Below are 22,246 nucleotides of genomic sequence, written 5' to 3' on the forward strand. Positions count from 1 at the left end.
AGAAATAATAAACAATCTGTTTACAGCCAATCCCTCAAGATCGGGATAAGCGGCACATCTGCGGCTGGCATCGGGTAATCGCGCAGGTCTTTGGCGTGGGCCCATGCCAGCGTTTGGCCCTCACGTGGTTGCGGTGTGCCGTCCCACTTGCGGCAGGCGAACAATGGCATCAACAGGTGGAAATCATCGTAGCTGTGGCTGGCGAAGGTCAGCGGCGCAAGGCAGGAATTCCATGTCTGTATGCCCAGTTCTTCGTCAAGCTCACGGATCAGAGCGGCCTCAGGCGTCTCGCCCTGTTCAACCTTGCCACCTGGAAATTCCCAAAGGCCAGCCATGGATTTTCCTTCGGGACGTTGGGCCAAAAGAATACGCCCGTCGATGTCGATCAGCGCGACGGCGGAGACGAGAATTGTTTTCACGATCGGTAGTCCGCGTTGATGGTGATGTAATCGTGGGTCAAATCGCAGGTCCAAACGGTGCCAAGACCACCGGCAATCCCAAGATCCACACTGATGACGATGGTTTCGTTTTTCATATATGCGGCCCCAGCCTCTTCGGTATAGCTGTCGGCAACCCAACCGTTTTCGGCAACCAGCACATCCCCAAAGTGGATCGTCAGCCTGTCCCGATCGGCCTGTGCTCCAGACTTGCCGATGGCCATGACGATACGCCCCCAATTCGGATCCTCCCCCGCAACCGCCGTCTTCACAAGGGGTGAATTGGCGATGGACAGGCCAACCTGACGGGCCTCTGCGTCGGAGGCGGCACCGGTCACACGGACCTCAACGAACTTCGTCGCCCCTTCGCCATCGCGCACAACCTGATGCGCAAGATCAAGCATCACACCGTGAAGGGCCTGCGTGAAGCCCGCGCTTTCGGATACATCAACGCCAGAGGCACCGGTGGCTGCCAACATCAATGTGTCAGAGGTCGACGTGTCGCCATCTACCGTAATACAATTGAATGTCGCTTCCGTCAGCGCACCCAGCAAAACCTGAAGTGGGAAATGTTCGATTTTGGCGTCGGTAAAGATGTAGACCAGCATCGTCGCCATATCCGGCGCGATCATGCCGGAGCCTTTGGCGATCCCCGCGATGGTGACCAAAGTGCCGTCAATATCAACAGTTGCGCTTGCACCTTTAGCGTAGGTGTCCGTGGTCATGATCGCTTGGGCGGCGCTTTCGATACCGGTTTCTGACAGATTATCCACCAGCCCACCCATGACAGCGGTGATTTTGTCATGGGGCAGACGTTCCCCAATCACACCGGTCGAGGCGGTGAAGACACGGTTGCTGTCAACCCCGGTCAAGGACGCGACAGCATTGCAGATCGCCTCAACCGACTTTTCGCCGGCTGATCCTGTGAACGCGTTGGAATTGCCCGAGTTTACAACAATGGCCGCAGGTCCAGCCGCATCGCCCCCGATCTTGGCCTGACAATCCAGCACATTGGCCGACCGAGTGGACGAGCGCGTGAACACCCCCGCCACGGATGTGCCTGCAACCAGTTCGGCCAACATCACATCCGGGCGGTCTTGGTATTTTACCCCCGCTGCGGCGGATGCGAACCTGACGCCCTTGATGACAGGCAGATCAGGAAAGGACGCAGGCGCAAGGGGGGAGGTCTTCATGTTACTGATCCAGCAGGTCGAGGTTCTGGATCAACGCCGGATCAAACGCACCGTCTTCGGGCAGGGTGATTTCGGCCGCATCTGTCAGAGACGTGATAAGATCGTTTAGCTTTGCCTGCTGAATCTCAGACGTCAGTTCCGCGCGCATCTCATCCAATGTGGGCAATGCCGTCTCACGTGTGTCGTTTAGTTTCACGACATGCCAGCCGAACTGCGTTTGCACGGGCGCGGACACTTCCTCAACCTCCAGTGTCGCGACGGCCTCTTCAAAGGGGGCGACCATCATGCCGGGGCCAAACCAGCCCAGATTGCCACCATTGGGGCCCGAGGGACCGGTGGATTTTTCTTGCGCTGTGGTCGCAAAATCCGCGCCGTCCTCGATCATTGCGATGACTTCAAGGGCTTCTTCCTCTGTCTCTACCAGAATGTGAGAGGCGTTGTATTCCGTACCGGGTTCTTGATCGGCAAACCGCGCATCATAGGCCGCCTGCAAATCGGCCTCGCTTATCTCTTCTTCCGTCAGCGCATTTACGACCTCACCGGCCAACAAGGACCGGCGTTCGTTTTCCAGCGTCATTTCCACGCGGGCGGGCACATCCTCAAGGGAGTTCGCCAAAAGCTGCTGATTGATGAGCTGTTCGACAAGGCCGTTGAACACAACATCATCGGGCAGTTGTTGATACTGCGCGGGCAGTTGTGACCGCAGCATGATCAATTGACCTAGTGTTATGTTGGCGCCGTCGACAGAGGCCACGACAGTGTCGGCCTTTGGCCCTTCGTGGCCATCTGCATGGGCCAGACCCGCCGAAAGTACAACGGCAGCCGCAGCGGCCAGATATTTGGTGCGATTAAGCATGTTAACAGTCCCTTGATGAGCCGCGACAGGCCGCAGCGTTGACACCTATGTAGCGGCCCCTTACATCGCATAAAGGTCCCGAGGGGGCCGGTCTTGGCCACATATCTATGGGGCGCGCCGGACAGGCACAACCAACCTCCTCACACTTTGATGTCAGAGACGCGGGTTGCCGCGCTTGGAGAGAATATGCTCGGTCTTGGAACACTTACGAAAAAGGTCTTTGGATCGCCGAATGACCGTAAGGTAAAAGCGACACGCCCGATCGTGGACAAGATCAACGCGCTTGAGCCTGAGTTCGAGAAGCTGACTGACGAAGGCATCAAACAAAAGACCGAAGAATTGGCCCAACGTGCCATGGGCGGCGAAAGTCTGGATGCGATCCTGCCCGAGGCCTTCGCCAACTGCCGTGAGGCCGCCAAACGTAGTCTTGGCCTGCGCGCCTTTGATACACAGCTGATGGGCGGGATTTTCCTGCATCAGGGCAATATCTCCGAGATGAAAACCGGTGAGGGTAAAACCCTTGTCGCAACATTTCCCGCCTATCTGAATGCGCTGACCGGCAAGGGCGTGCATGTGGTCACGGTGAACGACTATTTGGCGAAACGTGACGCCGAATGGATGAGTCAGGTATACGGTGCGCTGGGTTTGACGACGGGCGTGATCTATCCCCAACAGCCCGAAGACGAAAAACACGCCGCCTACCGGTGCGACGTCACTTACGCCACCAACAATGAGTTGGGTTTTGATTATCTGCGCGACAATATGAAGGCAGAGCTGAGCCAGATGGCCCAGCGGGACCACAACTATGCCATTGTGGATGAGGTCGATTCCATTCTGGTCGACGAGGCACGAACGCCGCTGATTATTTCCGGCCCCGCGCAGGACCGGACGGACCTGTATCTGGCCATTGATAAGTTGATCCCTGAAATTCAGGATGACCATTTCACGTTGGACGAAAAGACCCGCAGCGTGAACTACACCGATGAGGGCAACGATTTTCTTGAGGAGCGTCTGGGCGCCGCGGGCCTGATCCCCGAAGGCCAAACGCTCTATGATCCTGAAAGCACGACCTTGGTGCACCACGTCAATCAAGGCCTGCGTGCACATAAGCTGTTTACAAAGGACAAGGATTACATCGTCCGCGACGGCGAGGTTGTTCTGATCGACGAATTCACCGGCCGTATGATGGCAGGTCGCCGTCTGTCCGAAGGCCTGCATCAGGCGATCGAGGCCAAGGAGGGCTGCAAAATTCAGCCTGAAAACGTGACCTTGGCGTCTGTGACATTCCAGAACTACTTCCGTCTGTATAACAAACTGGGTGGCATGACTGGCACCGCCCTGACAGAGGCCGAGGAGTTTCAAGAGATTTACGGTCTCGGCGTCGTTGAGGTTCCGACAAACCGGCCGGTCGCCCGTGTCGATGACAACGATCAGGTCTACCGCACCGCGAAAGAAAAATTCGATGGCGTGGTTGAGGCGATCAAGAAGGCCCATGAAAAGGGCCAACCAACCTTGGTGGGCACCACGTCCATCGAAAAGTCTGAATTTCTCAGCCAGCTTCTGACGGCGCAAAACGTGCCTCATAACGTGCTGAACGCGCGCCAGCATGAACAGGAGGCGCAGATCGTCGCCGATGCCGGTAAGCTGGGCGCTGTGACGATTGCCACCAACATGGCAGGACGCGGCACGGACATTAAACTCGGTGGAAACGTCGAATTCAAAATTATGGAAGCCATCAGCGCCGACCCAGAGGCTGACCCCGATGAGATCCGTGCGCGGATCGAAGAGGCGCACAAGGCAGATGAACAAGCGGTCAAGGATGCGGGCGGTTTGTTCGTGCTGGCCACAGAACGCCATGAAAGCCGCCGGATTGATAATCAGCTGCGCGGGCGGTCTGGCCGTCAGGGTGACCCTGGGCGGTCCTCCTTCTTCTTGTCACTCGAAGACGACCTGATGCGCATTTTTGGATCCGAACGTCTGGATAAGGTGCTGTCGTCTCTCGGCATGAAAGAAGGCGAGGCCATCGTGCACCCTTGGGTGAACAAATCGCTCGAACGTGCGCAAGCAAAGGTCGAAGGCCGCAACTTTGACATCCGTAAGCAGTTGTTGAAATTCGACGACGTGATGAACGACCAACGAAAGGTCATCTTCGGTCAACGGCGCGAAATTATGGAAGCCGAGGACCTGTCAGAGATCACGGCAGATATGCGTTCTCAGGTGATTGACGATCTGGTTGATCAGTATATCCCCGCAAAATCCTATGCGGATCAGTGGGACACCGAAGGGCTTTACGCGCAAGTGATTGCGCAGCTTGGCATTGATGTGCCCGTCATTGAATGGGCCAATGAAGAAGGCGTTGACGACGAAGACCTGCGGGAACGTCTGGAAGAGGCCGCCGACAAACACATGGCCGCTAAAGAAGAGGCCTTCGGCGTTGAGGTCATGCGCAACATTGAAAAGCAGATCATCCTTCAGACCATTGATGCGAAATGGCGTGAACATCTGCTGACATTGGAACACTTGCGATCAGTCGTTGGTTTCCGTGGATATGCGCAACGTGATCCGCTGAATGAATACAAAACAGAATCCTTCCAGTTGTTCGAAAGCCTACTTGACGGGCTTCGGTCTGATGTCACCCAAAAGCTGGCCCAAATCCGCCCGATGACGCAAGAAGAACAGCAGGCGATGATTGCACAGGCGCAAGAACAACAACGTCAGGCCATGGCTGCGGCAGCTTCTGCCGGTGCTGCAACGGCTGCGGCAACATCGGCGGACGCAAAACCTGGCTTTGTTGAGGATGACCCTTCGACATGGGGCAACCCTGGCCGAAATGATCAGTGCCCATGTGGATCTGGCAAAAAATTCAAACACTGCCACGGCCAATTGTCCTAATCGTCTCAAGATTAAGTCAAACCCTCACCAAACGCCGTTTTTCCGCCCCATTGCGGTCGGAAAGACTCCGCATCAGCGCCCTTCTATCGTCACGGGTGTAGGGCATTACCGACTCTGACCCTTGCGGGAAGGAGTGAAGGAAATGGCCCAACTCAAGAAAATCGGCATGGCCGCCGGGACGTTCAGCGTCGCGCTGGGCATCGGGTTTGTTATGCAAAACGGTGACGCCTTAGCGAGTCGGTTTGGAACCGGTGAAACGGCTGACGTCCGTCCGTTTACGGTCGAGGACGAAACACCGGTTCAGGTGGTTCAAGCCAGCCTGACCTCTGATGTTGATCTCACCTCAGACGCCCCAACAAACGCGGAGATCGTTGCCGTGGCCTCAACCAATCCAATGGAAGAGGCTGCCATAGCAGATGTAGCGGAAACGGATATTGCCGATGAAGCCCCCGCATTGATGGAACCGGATCTGGTCAATCAGATTGCTGTGACGGTACCAGCCGATATGCGCGTCCCTGATTTGGGTGAAACACCTCTGCAGTTGGCAAGCATTGAAAGGGATCCCGCCCCTCTTTTGTCCGAACTGGGCGTAGCGGAAACTGCAACAGTTGAGGTTGATTGCGTGCCGGAAATGATGGCCGCCCCTCTCGCCGGTGCAATGGTTGAAATCGCTGTGGTGGCCCCATGTCATACGGACGCCTCGTTTACGATTCATCATCAAGGCATGATGTTCAACGCCATGACAACGGAAACGGGCACAGCAAAGATTACTGTCCCTGCCCTGTCTGCCACCGCTGTGATCATCGCCGCATTCGACAATGGTGATGGTGCGGTGGCCACCGCACAAGTGCCTGACTTTGCTGCATTCGACCGCGCAGTGTTGCAGTGGCAAGGGGCAGCAGACGTTTCGCTGAGCGCCTATGAGGGTGGCGCCGCTTTTGGTGACGCGAACCACATTCACGGTGACAATCCCGGCGACATGGATCGGTTAACAGCTTCCGAAGGTGGCTATCTGATGCGTTTGGGCGATGCGACGGTTGAGAACGGCCTGATGGCCGAAGTCTATACATTCCCGACCGGAACCGTAGTCGGTGACATGGATGTCTTGCTGGTGGCCGAGGCTGCGATCACGGATCAAAACTGTGGAAATGAACTCAGCGCGCAAAGCATTCAGGTCGGACCCGATGGCGTGGCATCCGCCCTTGACCTAACGATGGTCATGCCAGATTGCGATGCCGTCGGTGATTTTCTGATCTTGCAAAACATGTTTGAGGACCTGACACTCGCCGCAAGATGACTTGGGCGCGACTGATAAGATCAATTAGATTACGAAAACTGTGTGCGGCGATTTTCGCCGCACTCGTCGTTTGTGCGGGCCCCGTTTTGGCGGAGGATGTGACCTTTCGCAGTGACGATAACGCAGTCGTCGTCACTGGCCGATTTGTGGCTTTTGACGGTGCAGTTGTAACTGTCGCAACGCCAACAGGGCCGTTGTCCTTTCGTGCCAATGGGATGGAGTGCGAGGGCGCAGGCTGCCCTGATCTCGACGATTATGTCCCAAACCTGCGGATGGTCGGCGCGGCGCGGATCGCGGACGTTTTGATGCCGTCCCTCATCGACGCATATGCCCGCGAAAAGGGCTGGACCGTCCGCGAAGATACATCTGGTTTCGCCCTCAGCCGCCAAGATGGCACGATAAGCCTAGAAATAGCACTGAACGTTGCGCCCGCAGAGGCTGCCTTTGATCTTTTTGTCGACCAATTTGCTGATGTCCTTCTGTCCGTTCGAGAGTTGACTACGGATGAGGTCTCTCTGGCGCGTGCCCGTGGTTTGGGCCGGTTGGATACTGCACGTCAGGCGCGGATTCTTGCGCTTGATGCGCTTGTTCCTGTGACCAAAGCATCGGTGGGCAATCTTTCAATCGACATGGGCGCATTGGCTGAAGCCTTTGCCGGTGCGAATGCCACGTATTCCGTCGTGACGTCAGCAGACATCGCTGCCCAGATGTCTGGGTTCGAGGACCGAATGATGCGGCCTTTCGGGCTGTCCTTGACCCAAGACATTCAGGCATTTGAAACGGTCGAGGATGTAACTGATTTTGTGTCTACGACGGCTGATCGGCTGGCGCTTGTTCCGTATGGCTTGACCCGCAACGCACAGCCACTGGCCCTTAAGGGTGCTTGCGGGCTTGAGGCGCGGGCTGCATTCTTGCCGTTGAAGACCGAAGATTATCCCCTGACATTCCCGATGTTCTTGTATTTGCCGCAGCGTGAACGACATCCTCGCATCGATGCATTTCTGGATTGGCTCAGGTCGCCCTCGGCCCAGCTTGTGATCCGACGGGCTGGTTTTGTCGATCAAGCAGCCGTGCCCATCCCATTGGCGGATCAGGGAGACAGATTGGCGAACGCCATTGTCAGTGCGGGGGTGGAGGTGCCGTTGGGCGAATTGCAGCGCATGATCCGTGTTTTGGCCCCGCAGGTGCGAATGTCGAGCACCTTTCGCTTTGAACCGGGGTCCACACGGCTGGACGGACAGTCTCGGTCAAATGTGATGCAGTTGGCGCAAGCAATCAGGGACGGGCGCTTTGGCAATCGTCAGCTTATGTTTGTGGGTTTCAGCGATGGCCGCGGCCCAGCAGACGCCAATCGCGATTTGTCTGCCGCCCGCGCAGATGCCGTGCGCCGTGCGGTCGAGGCTGCTTTGGGCAGTCGTTTGCCAAACAACGTGACCCTAGACATCGACGCCTTTGGTGAGGCTTTGCCCATGGCGTGTGACGATACGATCTGGGGTCAACAGATCAACCGGCGGGTTGAATTGTGGGTCTCCGACGCAGGCTAAATCAATCCTTGCGATTTGAAGCTCAGTTCGCGGGACCGCCCGATGATCAAGTGATCGTGCAACGTGATCGACAGGGCCTGGGCGGCTGATGCGATCTGATGGGTCATCGCAATATCTTCGTCAGACGGGGTCGGGTCGCCCGATGGGTGGTTATGTACGAGGATCAGAGCGGATGCGTTGAGCTCAAGTGCCCGTTTCACGACCTCTCGCGGGTAGACCGGCACATGATCAACTGTCCCTTCCCCCTGCTGCTCATCCGCAATCAGTACGTTTTTGCGGTCCAGAAACAGGACGCGGAATTGCTCAGTGTCACGGTGGGCCATCACGGTATGACAATAATCCAAAAGCGCGTCCCATGAGCTGACAACATGGCGCTGCATTATTTTTGCACGGGCCATGCGGTGTGTCACAGTTTCCATCACCTTGAGTTCAAGGGCCACCGCGGGGCCAACACCATCCACCTTCTCAAGCCGCGCAATCGGGGCTGACAGGACACCGTTCAGATCGCCAAAAGCCTCGATCAACCGTCGGGCCAAAGGTTTTACATCCTGGCGCGGAATGCAGCGAAACAGGGTGAGTTCGAGGATTTCATAGTCGGGCATCGCAGCAGCCCCACCCGTCAGAAAACGGTGCCGCAAACGTTTGCGATGATCGGCCAAATAAGACGGCACCTTGGGCTTTTTGCCCGCTATGCTTTTGGGAGGACTGGTCTGAGGGACAGCAATCGGCGCAGGTTGAGGAGGATCAAAAGGTTCAATGACTTGAACCTCATCCTCATCGAAAAACCCAGCCTGCGGGCGTTCAGCAAAAAGGGGCGCGTTATCCATGCGCCCCTTTGTCAGATGATTCCATTGCCGAAAGGTTAATGTCAGCCTTTCATGCTTTCCCAAAACGATTTGACCGAATTGAAAAAGCTGGAGCTTTGCGGATTGTTTTCGGCAGAAAGCTCTTCGAACTCACGCAGAAGCTCTTTCTGGCGTGACGTCAGGTTGACAGGTGTCTCCACAGCCATTTCGATGAACATATCGCCAGGGCCGCCGCCGCGCAGGGCAGGCATGCCCTTGGCCCGCAAACGCATTTGACGCCCGGATTGGGACCCAGCCGGAATTTTTACGCGGGACCGGCCGCCATCAATGGTTGGCACTTCGATATCGCCGCCCATCGCTGCGGTCGCCATGGACACAGGGACCCGACAAAATAGGTGGTTGCCTTCGCGTTCAAAAAGGTCGTGCTCGCGAACCTCGATAAAGATATAAAGATCACCTGTTGGCCCGCCACGCATGCCTGCTTCGCCTTCGCCTGCCAAGCGGATGCGAGTGCCGGTTTCGACGCCAGCAGGGATGTTGACCGACAGTGATTTTTCTTTCTCGACCCGGCCTGCACCGTGGCAAGTTTGGCAAGGGTCCTTAATTGTTTGGCCCATGCCGTTGCAGGTCGGACAGGTGCGTTCGACCGTGAAAAAGCCCTGCTGCGCGCGGACTTTGCCCATGCCGGAACATGTGGGGCATGTTTGTGGTTCAGACCCGCCTTCGGCCCCTGTGCCGTTGCAAGACCCACATCCAACCGAAGTAGGGACCGTGATTGTTTTCTGGAGGCCGGCGAAGGCTTCTTCCAATGTCACCCGCAGATTATAACGCAGGTCATTGCCGCGTTGGGCGCGGTTTTGGCCACCACCGCGTGCACCGCCCATATTACCGAACAAATCGTCGAAGATATCGGAGAAGGCAGAGCCGAAATCGCCACCACCCATGCCACCAGGTCCGCGTCCACCGCCGCCCATGCCGCCTTCGAAGGCTGCATGACCATAACGGTCGTACGCCGCCTTTTTGTCGGCGTCCTTCAGGACGTCATAGGCTTCGCCCACTTCTTTGAATTGGGCTTCGGCGTTGGGGTTGTCTGAATTGCGATCGGGGTGAAGTTCTTTCACCTTGGTGCGGTAGGCTTTCTTGATTTCATCCGCGCTGGCGCCCTTGGACAGGCCCATCACTTCGTAATAATCGCGTTTTGCCATGAAATGTCCCCTTATCTGGGATGCATAAAACCGGCCCGGATCACCCAAGCCGGTTTTATTGCGTCACACCGTTTAGGCGCGTTTGTCGTCGTCCAGATCTTCAAAGTCGGCGTCAACGATATCGTCGTCGGCCCCGCCTTCGTCTGCACCGGGCATATCGGGTTCGGCTTCACCAGCCTCTTCCTGTGCGGCTTTGTAAATCGCCTCACCCAGTTTCATGGCGGATTCCGTCACGTTCTGGATGCCGGACTTGATCTTGCCCGCGTCGTCGCCCTCAAGGTCATCTTTGAGCGCCGCGATGGCCAGCTCAATAGCTTCGATTGTGGTCGGGTCGACCTTGTCGGAATGCTCTTCCATCGACTTCTCGGTCGAATGGATGAGGCTTTCCGCCTGGTTCTTCGCCTCAACCAGTTCCTTGCGGTCCTTGTCGGCCTCAGCGTTTTCTTCGGCGTCGCGTACCATCGCTTCGATGTCGTCGTCAGACAAACCACCGGAGGCCTGGATCGTGATCTTCTGTTCCTTGCCTGTGCCTTTATCGGACGCGCCCACTGACACGATGCCGTTGGCGTCAATGTCGAAGGTCACTTCGATCTGGGGCATGCCGCGCGGGGCGGGTGGGATTTCCTCAAGGTTGAACTGACCGAGCATTTTGTTGTCGGCGGCCATTTCACGTTCACCCTGGAACACGCGGATTGTCACGGCGTTCTGGTTGTCTTCGGCGGTCGAGAAGATCTGCGACTTCTTCGTCGGGATCGTTGTGTTGCGATCGATCAAGCGCGTGAACACGCCGCCCAGGGTTTCGATACCCAAGGACAATGGTGTCACGTCCAGCAGCACCACGTCTTTGACGTCGCCCTGCAGAACACCGGCCTGAATGGCGGCGCCCATGGCGACAACCTCATCAGGGTTCACACCCTTGTGGGGTTCTTTGCCAAAGAATTTGGACACTTCTTCAATGACCTTCGGCATACGGGTCATACCACCAACCAATACGACTTCGTCGATGTCGTCGGTTTTCAGACCTGCGTCCTTCAACGCAGCCGCGCATGGCTTCATGGACGCCTTGATCAGATCACCCACAAGGCTTTCCAGCTTTGCACGGGTCAGTTTGACCACCATGTGCAACGGCGTGCCGTCGGACCCCATGGAAATAAACGGTTGGTTGATTTCGGTGGACGACGCGCTGGACAGCTCAATCTTGGCTTTTTCAGCAGCTTCTTTCAGACGCTGCAGGGCCATCTTGTCCTTCGTCAGGTCGACGCCGTTCTCTTTTTTGAACTCATCCGCAAGGTAGTTGACGATGCGCATGTCGAAGTCTTCGCCGCCAAGGAACGTGTCACCGTTGGTGGATTTCACTTCGAACAGGCCGTCGTCGATCTCAAGAATGGTGACATCGAATGTACCACCGCCAAGGTCATAGACCGCAATCGTCTGCGTTTCTTTCTTGTCGAGGCCATAGGCCAACGCCGCCGCTGTCGGCTCGTTGATGATGCGCAGAACCTCAAGACCGGCAATCTTACCGGCGTCTTTGGTGGCCTGACGCTGGGCGTCGTTGAAGTAGGCGGGTACAGTGATAACGGCCTGATCCACCGCTTCGCCCAGATAGCTTTCGGCGGTTTCTTTCATCTTTTGCAGGATGACAGCGGAGACCTGAGCAGGGGAGTATTTCTCACCCTTGGCTTCCACCCAAGCATCGCCGTTGCCGCCGTTGATAACGGCGAACGGCATATTCTTTTTGTCTTTGGCCAGATCAGCGTCATCAAACCGGCGGCCAATCAGACGCTTGACGCCAAAGATGGTGTTTTCGGGGTTCGTGACAGCCTGACGTTTTGCAGGCTGACCCACCAGACGTTCGTCGTCGGTAAAGGCCACGATAGAGGGGGTCGTGCGCGCGCCTTCGGCGTTTTCGATAACGCGAGGCTGCGAGCCGTCCATGATTGCGACGCAGGAGTTCGTTGTCCCGAGGTCGATGCCAATGACTTTTGCCATGTTCAAATCCCTTTCCTAGGCGATGTGAGGCGGCACGGACCCGTTCCGGCACCCGTGCCCAATGGTTAATTGATTGAAAGGGGCAGGCCCTTTCCGGATCGAACGGTATATAGGTGTGCGAAATGGGGCCTGCAACCTATGGAAGGGTGCTGAGATGGGCAAAAATGACAATCAAGGCATGGATGCGCGGCCAACGGTGATTTTGCGCGGGGTTCAGGTGTTTCAAGGCCTGCTGAATCGCGCCGCGCAAGAGGCCATGGTTCGGGAGATTCGCGATATCGTTGCGGCCGCCCCGCTGTTCTCGCCCATGACGCCCTACGGCAAGCCGATGACGGTGCGCATGACCAGTGCGGGGCGGTTCGGGTGGGTGTCGGACAGGTCAGGGTACCGATATGTGGAACACCACCCGAATGGGCAGGCGTGGCCCCCCATCCCGTCTTCGGTTCAGGCCGTTTGGGACGCGGTTTCGGGGTCCGCACATGCGCCGGAATGCTGTCTGGTGAACCTCTACCGAGACACTGCAAAGATGGGATTGCACCAAGACCGGGATGAGGCGGATTTTGCGCATCCGGTCGTATCCGTTTCCTTGGGCGATGATGGGTTGTTTCGCATCGGTGGGACAACGCGTGGCGGGCCGACCGAATCGATCTGGTTGAAATCAGGGGATGTGCTGGTCATGGGCGGCGATGCGCGCCTGGCCTATCACGGCATCGACAAGACTCGGGCCGGATCCTCGACAGTGCTGGATGGGGGCGGACGGTTGAACCTGACACTGCGGGTCGTGACATGAACCCTATTGAATCGTACAGCATCCTTTGTGGACGAAGTTGCCATCGGGGGCCGATGTGAACAACAACGCAGACATTCCGTATTGGCGGTCTGACATCCCGTCCGAACACACCCCCGCCTTGACGATAAGGGTGCGGGTCATTGTTGGACCTTCCCGCGCCTCAACCAGGTACCCGTCGGGCGCTGTTTCTTCGTGAATGACGGTCAGATCACGACGTTCAAGCCCCAGTTCAGTGTAGTCCGCCCCACGGGGATAAAACCCGATATCCCAAAACGGCTCAGTTCCGCTGCACACCAAGGGGCGTGGGATTTCATTGGCGGGGATCGGATTGGGCCGCAAAAACCGCATTGAAACCCAACCCGTGCTTTCCGAGGTGGGGATCAGCGCCCAACCATCCTGTTGATCCAGCACCTCAACATTCAGGGTAAAGGGCTCAAGCTCACCCGTTTTGTCGAAAGAGGCGCCGGGCCCGTTGCGGATGTTCAATACGTCATCCTCGGCTACGCCGGTGACGGAAAACCGTTCAGGCAGCGTTTGGGCGGCGCCAGTGGTGGCCCACATCAGCAGAATGACAAAGACACGTATCACTTGCCCGCGGCCCAACTGGTCGACACGCGGCGTCGCGTGTAAAATTCAAGCATAAGACCAATCATCAAAAGGGTCACACCCACCTTCAATGGATATTCAATGGAACTGAAGTGCGGGTTGTAATTGATAAAGGCGAACCCGCGGGCCTGATCGATGGCATGAAACAACGGGTTCCAATCAAACATCACAAGCATCGACGACGGCAACGTGTTGGCCACAAACATCTTACCTGACGCGATCATATTGGCCCTCATATAGATCAGTTGAATGACTGATACGACTTCGGGGGCCCAGGGTTTGATGGCCAAAAAGACAACACCCGCCGCAACGCCGGTAAACCAAGCAACCAACAGCATGGCAAACGCACCGATCGGCTGGTGGATGGTGATCGGTTCAAGGATCGCATGGTAGAGATATAGAACAGTCGAAAGCGACAGAACCTGAATATACAGCGATGACAGCGCCGAGGAGGCAATCGCGATAATGGTGTTCATGGGGGCGTGCAGCATCATCGCGGACGTCGGCCCTTCGGATCCGGCAACAGCACCCACCGCCTTGATGTGGGTGATATACATGAAAATGCCGGTCATAATGTAGACGAGGAAATCCCCCCGAATGGCAATCTTACGCACCCCTAGAATCGTGAACATGGTGTAGAATGCGGCGACAAGGATCATCGCCTGCAACATATTCAGGATCAGCCCGACCAGCGCATTGCGATGGGAGCTTCGGATGTTTCGGACGATGGAGTGGTAGATCAACTCAAGAATATTGAGGGCGGATCTGGACCGTGTTGTCGGGCGCCGTGCTTCGAACATTATACTGCCTGCCAGTTCTGAACGTATCGGTTGGATGCCTTATTGGCACGAATTTCTTGCCGAACCTTTAGCGTCACACCATAAGGGCGATCAGGGCTGCAATCAATGAAAACAGCCCAAAATTGAAGTGATGAGAGGGCAAGATGGATTACGACAAGCTGACAGAAGTGATGCGGAGGCTTTCGCTCGAGGCGGGCGATATCATCATGGATATTTACAACGCCGACGATTTTGAGGTGAAATCCAAGAGTGACGACAGCCCCGTCACGGCCGCAGACGAAGCAGCAGATGCCCACATCGCGGCCGGTCTACGTGCGGCGTTTCCGGATGTGACGTTGATCACCGAAGAACAGGCCGACAGCCATGCGCTGTCCGCGACCACGTTCTTGATCGTGGATCCTCTGGATGGCACCAAAGAGTTTATCCACCGGCGCGGCGATTTCACGGTCAACATCGCCTATGTCGAAGAGGGCGCACCGCGGCGCGGCGTCGTCTATGCGCCTGCAAAGGGCCGTCTGTTTTACACCAATGCGGCCGGTGTCTCCGTTGAAGAAGTGGGCGATCTGGATAAGGACGCCACCGGAACCACCATTCCGATCTCTGTCAGCACGCCCGACAACACCGGCCTTATGGTTGTTGCCTCCAAATCGCACCGTGATCAGGCGACTGATGATTACATCAATAAATATGCCGTCAACGATATGAAAAGCGCGGGCTCCTCTCTGAAGTTCTGCTTGGTTGCGACAGGTGAGGCTGATCTTTATCCACGTGTGGGGCGCACGATGGAATGGGACACTGCTGCGGGGCACGCCGTCCTGACCGGAGCGGGGGGCCATGTTGTCCGGTTCGATGATCATATGCCGCTGTCCTATGGCAAAGAGGATTTCGCCAACCCCTTCTTCATCGCCTACGCGCCGGGTGTTGAACTGAAGATGCCTTAACCCAACATGAAGCCCTAACGGCGTATGCACCCCCAAACGCCGTTGCCATTTCGTGAAAACTGATGCCGGAACACCCACTTTCCCCTCTTTTGCGCAGAAAATTTCGGATTATCAGTAGAAATGGATGGCAAAAGTGTTGAACAAACGGCCATAAGACTGGGTAAAAAAGGGCATCACATGAGAAAGAGCGTCACAAAAGCGATCTTCCCTGTCGCAGGGTTGGGGACACGGTTTCTTCCGGCGACCAAATCGGTTCCGAAAGAGATCATGACCTTGGTGGATCGCCCGTTGATTCAATATGCAATCGACGAAGCCCGTGCCGCCGGCATCAAGGAATTCATCTTTGTCACCTCACGCGGGAAATCCGCGTTGGAGGATTATTTTGACAACGCGCCAGAGTTGGAAAGTACCCTGCGCAAGAAGGGCAAAACGGACCTTCTGGATGAGCTGAAATCAACCAACATGGACAGCGGCGCGATTGCCTATATCCGTCAACACCGTGCGTTGGGCCTTGGTCACGCGGTGTGGTGCGCACGTCGTTTGGTGCATAATGAACCCTTTGCCGTGATTTTGCCCGATGACGTGATTGCCGCGGAAAAGCCCTGTTTGCAGCAGATGGTTGAGACACATGCAGAAACCGGCGGGTGCATGGTCGCCGCGATGGAGGTCCCTGCGGACAAGGCGTCGTCTTACGGGATCATCGACGTCAAGGAAGACAAGGGATCCGTGGTATCGGTGCAAGGTCTCGTGGAAAAACCAGCAGCGGATGAGGCCCCATCGAACCTCGCCGTCATTGGCCGCTATATCCTGACGCCTCAGATCATGCGGAACCTCAACAAGATCAAAAGCGGATCGGGCGGTGAAATTCAGCTGACCGACGCCATTGACGCAGAGATGCGCGAAGGCCGTGATGTCTATGGTTATCGGTTCCGGGGGCAACGGTTTGATTGCGGATCCAAGGCTGGGTTTTTGCAGGCGACTGTGGCCTTTGGTCTGGCGCGGCCTGATCTGCAGGGTGAATTCGACACCTACCTGCGAGAGTTGATGTCAATGCAGCAAGCCGCCCAATAGCGGCGGGCGCAGGTGTTTCCTGTCCACCCGTCAGGTGAACGCCCGACGTCCGGGGCCTTGTTTGCCTATCGGATGCGATGGAAACGGCGGCGATTGCTGTACCGTGCCTGGAAACGTCGGGGTGAGGTGTCTGCGGTTCAACAGCGTGATATCCCCCCGTCCGGCGTTTTGGTCTTTGCCACGATGCGCAACGAAATGTTGCGGTTGCCGTTTTGGCTGGCCCATTACCGACAGCTCGGCGTGACGCATTTCCTGATTGTCGACAACGGATCGGATGATGGCGGTGCTGCGTATTTGGCCGAACAGCCGGACGTGTCTTTGTGGACGACTGACGCCAGCTATAAGGCGTCTCGGTTTGGGGTGGATTGGCTGACGAATCTGCAACGCGCCTATGGCGTCGGGCGCTGGTGCCTGACTGTCGATGCAGATGAACTTCTGGTCTATCCCGATCATCAAACGCGCAGTCTTGATGCGCTGACCGCCCATCTCGATGCGCAGGGCCGAGAGGCGTTGGGCGCGCTGATGTTGGATATGTACCCCAAAGGCTCCGTCGGGGCCGTGTCGTATGCGCGGGGCGAGGATCCGACACATGTGTTGAACTGGTTCGATGCCACGGGATACCGCGCCAAACTGCATCCAGTATTTGGCAATCTGTGGATCCAAGGCGGCGTGCGCGACAGGTTGTTCTTTGGAAGCAAACCGGACCGCGCCCCGACGTTGAACAAAACGCCTTTGGTCAAATGGCGGCGCGGCTATGCCTATGTGACATCGACCCATCAAATCCTGCCACGCAAAGTAAATGATGTGTTTGAGACTGGCACCGGAGACCGAGTGTCAGGCGTGTTGCTGCACACGAAATTCCTGCCCAACATCGCGTCAAAGTCGCAAGAAGAACTGTCGCGCGGGCAGCATTTCGAAAACAGCGACCTTTATACCCCCTACTACCACGCCCTGATGGAGGAACCCGATTTATGGTTTGACGGGTCCGTTCAATATGAAGACGCTGCACAGCTTGAGGCATTGGGCCTGATGTCTCGCGGTCACTGGTAGCCTCATCGTGACGTCAGGGCGGTTGCCTAATCCTGCCCTTTGTTTATTGAATGGAAACAAAGAGATGCTTTTGCGCGTATTTTCAATAAACTGTTAACCGTAAAACGATTACGAACAGAAGAATGCGAGTAGGCAAAACGAAAGGACAGGTTTGGGAGCCTTAACGTCATATCGGCTGCGTCTTCAGCGCAAGCGGTGGCACCTTCGTGCGCGCCGCAAAAGTCGTGAACTGACGTCAGTGATCGACCGGACTGACAAGATCAAGCCAGGCGATATTCTGGTCTTCTCGACCTTTCGGAACGAAGACATCCGCCTTCCCTACTTCCTGAAATATTACCGCGATTTGGGGGCCGATCATTTCATCATGATCGACAACATGAGTGAGGATGACGGCGCCGATTTCGTGGCCAACCAGCCCGACGTGTCGCTATGGCGCGCCAATGGCAGTTATCGGCGGTCCCGGTTCGGGGTGGATTGGTTGAACCATTTGCAACGCAAGTATGCCGATGGCCACTGGACACTCGTCGTCGATCCAGATGAGTTTTTTGTCTATCCGTTCTGTGACACGCGGCCCATCCGCGCGCTGACGGACTGGCTGGACGCATCCGACATTCGCAGTTTTGGCGCGATGTTGCTGGATATGTATCCAAAGGGGCGGATGGATGCGGTGCCCTACCAACGCGGCCAAAATCCGATGGAGATTGCCACGTGGTTCGATAGCGGCAACTATACGATCTCAAAGAACCACCTGTACTATAACCTGTGGATCCAAGGCGGCCCGCGGGCGCGAATGTTCTTTCGCGATGAACCATGGCGTGCGCCCGCGTTGAACAAGACACCGCTGATTAAATGGGACCGTCGCTATGCCTATGTCAGCTCAACCCACATGGTGCTGCCGCGGGGCCTGAACCTCGTCTACGATGAATGGGGCGGTGAGAAGGCATCGGGTATTTTGCTGCATGCCAAATTCCTCGATACGTTCGGAGAAAAGGCAAAGGAAGAATTGAGCCGTAACGAGCATTACGCCAATTCCCACGAATATCGCGCCTATGCGCAAGGCATCGCAGACCACCCCGATTTGTGGTGCAAATGGTCCGAAAAATACATCAACTGGCGCCAGCTTGAGATTTTGGGCCTCATGTCGAAAGGCAATTGGGCATGAGTGTTGGCGTCGTCATGTTGGTGCATACGGCATTGCACCGTGCCGAACAGGTGATCCGCCATTGGTCGGCGGCGGGCTGTCCTGTTGTCATCCATGTCGACAAGAATGTCGGGCGTAAAACCTACGATGAATTTGTCGCCAGTCTGTCCGATCTGGATGACGTGATCTTTTCCAAGCGGCACCGGTGTGAATGGGGCACTTGGGGGATTGTGGCGGCGTCCCAGTCGGCATCCGCCTTGATGTTGAAAAAATTTCCGGCTGTGCGGCATGTCTATTTGGCGTCAGGGTCATGCCTGCCCCTGCGTCCCATCGGGGATCTGAAGGATTATCTGGCCAAACGTCCCCGCACAGACTTTATCGAAAGCGCGACAACAGCGGACGTGCCATGGACGCAAGGCGGGCTTGATTTTGAACGTTTCACCCTGCGGTTCCCGTTTTCATGGCGCAAACAGCGGTTCCTGTTTGATCGCTATGTCGAATTGCAGCGCCGGCTGAAGATGCATCGCCGGTTGCCAGACGGCATCATCCCGCACATGGGGTCGCAGTGGTGGTGCCTGACACGACAAACACTGTCCGCAATTTTGGAAGACCCGGAACGATCCGTCTACGACACCTATTTCAAACGGGTCTGGATACCGGACGAAAGCTATTTCCAGACGTTGGTGCGTCTGTATTCGCAAAACATCGAAAGCCGGTCTTTGACACTTTCGAAGTTCGACTATCAGGGCAAACCGCACATTTTCTATGACGACCACCTGCAACTGCTTCGTCGGTCTGACTGTTTTGTGGCACGAAAAATCTGGCCCCACGCGGATCAGCTGTATGATCACTTCCTGAATGAGGAAAACCCCCTGAAAGGGGCGGAGCCGAACCCCGGAAAGATCGATCGCATCTTTTCCAAGGCGGTGGAACGTCGGACCCGTGGTCGGGCCGGTTTGTTCATGCAAAGCCGTCTGCCTCGTCCCGGGCATGAGAACGGATTCACCTCCGCCCCCTATTCCGTGTTCGAAGGGTTCACCGAACTGTTTGAGGATTTCGAGCCCTGGTTGGCGCGGATGACGGGCACACGGGTTCACGGCCACCTGTACGCCACGGACCGCGTGCATTTCGAAGGCAATCAGACGACGTTCAGCGGCGCGCTGTGCGACAATGCCAAACTGCGCGATCACCATGCGCAGTTGTTTCTGATCAACCTGATTTGGAACACCCGTGGCGAACGGCAGTGTTTTCAGTTTGGCCCCACCGACACCCAGTTTGCCAGCTGGGATCTGGCCAAAGACCCGAATGCGCAGATCAGCGTGATTTCCGGAGCCTGGGCCATTCCGCTGTTCCAGTCCAATCGCAACTTTTCCGATATTCGGGCCAACGCCGCGGAATTGCAGCGCATTGAAAGCGAACACATCAGTGCCCTAAGGTCGAGCCACGCCAAGGCACGGGTGCGCGTCTGGACGTTGGCGGACTTCATCGAAACCCCGATGGAGGCGTTGCAGACGGTGCTCGATGAAATGGGGGCCAAGAACCTCCGCCGTGTGACGGAGGCGCCAAAGATGGCGGATTTGACGGGCTTCGGTCAGTTCTTGCAGAACCTCAAGAACCAAGGGATGCATCCTTATTTGATGGGCGATTTCCCCGCCGACAATGCGCCTGCGCCCGCCCGCCCGACGCGGCGCAAACCCTATCTGGTGCGGTGATCCATGACGCAGTTTGACACGTTCGTGGTGTTTGCTGAAATGCGAACAGGGTCCAATTTTCTTGAGGCCAACCTGAATGCGCTGGATGGGGTGACCTGCCATGGGGAGGCATTCAACCTTAATTTCATCAGCTATCCCAGCCGCAAACGTACGTTTGAAATGTCGTTGGAGGACCGCGATGCCAACCCCGAAGGCCTGTTGCACAGGATCGCGGCCGCTGATGGCATGAACGGGTTTCGCTATTTCAGCGATCATGATCCGCGGGTGTTCGACGCCATCGTCAAAAACCGCCACTGCGCCAAGATCGTGCTGACACGCAATCCGGCTGAAAGTTATGTGTCCTACAAGATCGCCAAGGCGACCAAGCAGTGGAAGTTGAATGACGTCAAACGGCGTCGAGAAGATACAATCGTGTTTGATCCCGACCAGTTCGAGGCACACATCACGCGGCTGCAAGGCTTTCAGGTCAAGTTGCTGAATGCGCTGCAGGTGACAGGGCAGTCTGCGTTCTATGTGGATTATGAAGATCTGCAGAATGTCGATGTGATGAATGGCTTGGCCGCCTATTTGGGCGTGCCCTCACGGCTGAAGGCGCTCGATGATACGTTCAAAAAACAGAACCCAGCATCTCTGGCAGACAAAGTCGAAAACTTCGAAGAGATGGAGGCGGCGTTGGCCCGCGCGGACCGGTTCAATCTGACGCGCACGCCGAATTTCGAACCCCGCAGAGGCCCATCGGTGCCGGGCTACATTGCCGCGCCTGTTTCGCCGCTGATGTATTTGCCGATCCGGGGTGGCCCGATCGACGCGGTGTCCGATTGGTTGGCCGGTTTGGATGATGTGGACGTGGATGATCTGTTGAGGAAATTCACGCAGAACAGCCTGAAGCACTGGAAGGCAGACCATCCAGGCCACCGGACCTTTACCGTGGTGCGGCATCCCGTTGCGCGGGCCCATGCGGTGTTTTGTGATCGGATTTTGAACAGCGGGGAGGGCGGATTTACGGACATCCGCGCCGTACTGCGCCAACACTTCAAACTGCCGATCCCCGCGCGCTATCCTGATGCAAAGTATGGCACGGCAGACCACAAAACCGCGTTCTTGGCGTTCTTGAAATTTCTGAAAGCGAACCTGGCCAATCAAACCGCGATCCGCGTTGATCCACATTGGGCCACTCAGGCACAAACGGTTGAGGGGTTCGCTGAATTTGCCTCACCCGATTTGATCCTTCGGGAGGACGCCCTCGAAGAAAGCCTTGCGATTGCCGCGGCCCAAGTGGGGCTGACAACGATGCCGCAAGTGGCAGACGTGACGGACACGAACGCTGAAATGCTGGATGAGATTTACGACGAAACGGTTGAGGCCACTGTCGCGGATGTCTACCAGCGCGACTACGTCACCTTCGGGTTTGGGCCATACAAAGGCTAGGCCGCTTGGGCCGCACTCGCCTCTGTCAGGATGGTGTAAATCGTGGCAGGGTCTTCGTTGGCACGCAGCTTGGTACAGATGTTTTCATCCCGCAGCGTCCGCGACACCAGCGCCAGCGCCTTTAGATGTTCAACACCGGCATCTTCAGGCGCAAACAGCGCAAAGGCCAGATCGACGGGTTGGCGATCGACGCTGTCAAAGTCGATCGCCTTTTTCAGACGCAAGAACAGACCGCAGACCTTTGTCAAACCTGGAAGGCGCGCATGGGGCAGGGCAACCCCGTGCCCCACACCCGTTGGGCCAAGGCCCTCGCGTTCCATCAGGGCATCGACGACCATCGAATGATCAAGGCTAAAAGACGCCTCAGCCATGTCGCCCAAATCGTGCAACATACGTTTTTTGCTGGAGGCCCCTGCAATAACCTTAATGCCCGTTGCCGGAAGGATGTCCTGAATGGTCATGTCTGTTCCTGAACGGCGTATCGGCCG

At 56.5% G+C, this 22,246-nt stretch carries 19 protein-coding genes; 10 read left to right on the plus strand and 9 right to left on the minus strand.

Annotated elements, in window-relative coordinates; genetic code table 11:
• Window positions 1-20: 20 nt before the first annotated feature.
• From mutT to PSJ8397_RS08145, 3 genes are read right to left on the minus strand one after another with little or no spacing between them, the layout of a single operon-like run.
• Complete coding sequence (mutT, locus tag PSJ8397_RS08135; protein WP_085864079.1) at window positions 21-419, minus strand: 8-oxo-dGTP diphosphatase MutT; 399 nt, start codon at window positions 417-419, stop codon at window positions 21-23.
• The gene (gene argJ, locus PSJ8397_RS08140; protein ID WP_085864080.1) at window positions 416-1,630 is read right to left on the minus strand and encodes a bifunctional glutamate N-acetyltransferase/amino-acid acetyltransferase ArgJ; all 1,215 of its coding nucleotides are present in this window, start codon (window positions 1,628-1,630) and stop codon (window positions 416-418) included. The genes mutT and argJ overlap by 4 nt, the downstream gene beginning before the upstream one ends.
• Before the next feature lies 1 nt (window position 1,631).
• Window positions 1,632-2,486: a peptidylprolyl isomerase gene (locus tag PSJ8397_RS08145; protein ID WP_085864081.1), complete on the minus strand. Its 855-nt coding sequence runs from the start codon at window positions 2,484-2,486 to the stop codon at window positions 1,632-1,634.
• Window positions 2,487-2,672: 186 nt separating this feature from the next.
• Here PSJ8397_RS08145 and secA point away from each other — a divergent pair, with 186 nt between their 5' ends.
• From secA to PSJ8397_RS08160, 3 genes are all read left to right on the plus strand, one after another.
• Window positions 2,673-5,378, plus strand: a complete 2,706-nt coding sequence (secA, locus tag PSJ8397_RS08150) for a preprotein translocase subunit SecA (protein WP_085864298.1) — start codon at window positions 2,673-2,675, stop codon at window positions 5,376-5,378.
• Between the two features lie 142 nt (window positions 5,379-5,520).
• A complete protein-coding gene (locus PSJ8397_RS08155) occupies window positions 5,521-6,675 on the plus strand; it encodes a hypothetical protein (protein WP_085864082.1) in 1,155 nt (384 codons plus the stop codon).
• On the plus strand, window positions 6,672-8,219 hold the full coding sequence (locus PSJ8397_RS08160) for an OmpA family protein (RefSeq protein WP_085864083.1): 1,548 nt from the start codon (window positions 6,672-6,674) through the stop codon (window positions 8,217-8,219). Before PSJ8397_RS08155 ends, PSJ8397_RS08160 begins: the two co-directional genes overlap by 4 nt.
• Here the strand turns inward: PSJ8397_RS08160 and radC are convergent.
• The 3 genes from radC to dnaK form a co-directional block, all read right to left on the minus strand.
• Window positions 8,216-9,046, minus strand: a complete 831-nt coding sequence (gene radC, locus PSJ8397_RS08165) for a RadC family protein (RefSeq protein ID WP_143515398.1) — start codon at window positions 9,044-9,046, stop codon at window positions 8,216-8,218. The genes PSJ8397_RS08160 and radC overlap by 4 nt on opposite strands.
• A 41-nt stretch (window positions 9,047-9,087) precedes the next feature.
• On the minus strand, window positions 9,088-10,230 hold the full coding sequence (dnaJ, locus tag PSJ8397_RS08170) for a molecular chaperone DnaJ (protein ID WP_085864084.1): 1,143 nt from the start codon (window positions 10,228-10,230) through the stop codon (window positions 9,088-9,090).
• 72 nt (window positions 10,231-10,302) lie between these two features.
• The gene (gene dnaK, locus PSJ8397_RS08175; protein ID WP_085864085.1) at window positions 10,303-12,219 is read right to left on the minus strand and encodes a molecular chaperone DnaK; all 1,917 of its coding nucleotides are present in this window, start codon (window positions 12,217-12,219) and stop codon (window positions 10,303-10,305) included.
• Window positions 12,220-12,373: 154 nt separating this feature from the next.
• Between dnaK and PSJ8397_RS08180 the strand changes: the two genes are divergently transcribed.
• Window positions 12,374-13,009, plus strand: a complete 636-nt coding sequence (locus PSJ8397_RS08180; protein ID WP_235000626.1) for an alpha-ketoglutarate-dependent dioxygenase AlkB family protein — start codon at window positions 12,374-12,376, stop codon at window positions 13,007-13,009.
• Window positions 13,010-13,012: 3 nt separating this feature from the next.
• Here the strand turns inward: PSJ8397_RS08180 and PSJ8397_RS08185 are convergent, their stop codons facing one another.
• Together PSJ8397_RS08185 and PSJ8397_RS08190 are read right to left on the minus strand one after the other, a co-directional pair.
• A complete protein-coding gene (locus tag PSJ8397_RS08185) occupies window positions 13,013-13,570 on the minus strand; it encodes a COG3650 family protein (RefSeq protein WP_159453109.1) in 558 nt (185 codons plus the stop codon).
• Window positions 13,571-13,593: 23 nt separating this feature from the next.
• Window positions 13,594-14,415 (minus strand): ABC transporter permease, encoded by an 822-nt coding sequence (locus PSJ8397_RS08190; protein WP_085864087.1) that lies wholly within the window; start codon window positions 14,413-14,415, stop codon window positions 13,594-13,596.
• 143 nt (window positions 14,416-14,558) lie between these two features.
• Here PSJ8397_RS08190 and cysQ point away from each other — a divergent pair, with 143 nt between their 5' ends.
• The 6 genes from cysQ to PSJ8397_RS08220 all read left to right on the plus strand — a co-directional run bounded on the left by cysQ (window position 14,559) and on the right by PSJ8397_RS08220 (window position 21,758).
• A complete protein-coding gene (gene cysQ / locus PSJ8397_RS08195) occupies window positions 14,559-15,356 on the plus strand; it encodes a 3'(2'),5'-bisphosphate nucleotidase CysQ (RefSeq protein WP_085864088.1) in 798 nt (265 codons plus the stop codon).
• A 177-nt stretch (window positions 15,357-15,533) separates the two neighbouring features.
• Entirely contained in the window at window positions 15,534-16,427 is an 894-nt protein-coding gene (galU, locus tag PSJ8397_RS08200; protein ID WP_085864089.1) for a UTP--glucose-1-phosphate uridylyltransferase GalU, read from the plus strand.
• Window positions 16,428-16,499: 72 nt separating this feature from the next.
• Window positions 16,500-17,477, plus strand: coding sequence for a glycosyltransferase family 2 protein (locus tag PSJ8397_RS08205; protein ID WP_085864301.1), 978 nt, complete (start codon window positions 16,500-16,502; stop codon window positions 17,475-17,477).
• 151 nt (window positions 17,478-17,628) lie between these two features.
• Window positions 17,629-18,639, plus strand: a complete 1,011-nt coding sequence (locus PSJ8397_RS08210; RefSeq protein WP_200811294.1) for a glycosyltransferase family 2 protein — start codon at window positions 17,629-17,631, stop codon at window positions 18,637-18,639.
• Window positions 18,636-20,330: a DUF5927 domain-containing protein gene (locus tag PSJ8397_RS08215; protein WP_085864090.1), complete on the plus strand. Its 1,695-nt coding sequence runs from the start codon at window positions 18,636-18,638 to the stop codon at window positions 20,328-20,330. Before PSJ8397_RS08210 ends, PSJ8397_RS08215 begins: the two co-directional genes overlap by 4 nt.
• A gap of 3 nt (window positions 20,331-20,333) precedes the next feature.
• Window positions 20,334-21,758, plus strand: a complete 1,425-nt coding sequence (locus PSJ8397_RS08220; RefSeq protein ID WP_085864091.1) for a sulfotransferase family 2 domain-containing protein — start codon at window positions 20,334-20,336, stop codon at window positions 21,756-21,758.
• On the opposite strand, the gene PSJ8397_RS08225 is transcribed toward PSJ8397_RS08220, so the two are convergent.
• Window positions 21,755-22,219 carry a PTS sugar transporter subunit IIA gene (locus PSJ8397_RS08225; protein WP_085864092.1) on the minus strand — a complete coding sequence of 155 codons (465 nt, stop codon included), beginning with the start codon at window positions 22,217-22,219 and terminating at the stop codon, window positions 21,755-21,757. The genes PSJ8397_RS08220 and PSJ8397_RS08225 overlap by 4 nt on opposite strands.
• Window positions 22,220-22,246: the final 27 nt, after the last annotated feature.

It is taken from the genome of Pseudooctadecabacter jejudonensis (genome assembly GCF_900172275.1).
Lineage (GTDB): Bacteria > Pseudomonadota > Alphaproteobacteria > Rhodobacterales > Rhodobacteraceae > Octadecabacter > Octadecabacter jejudonensis.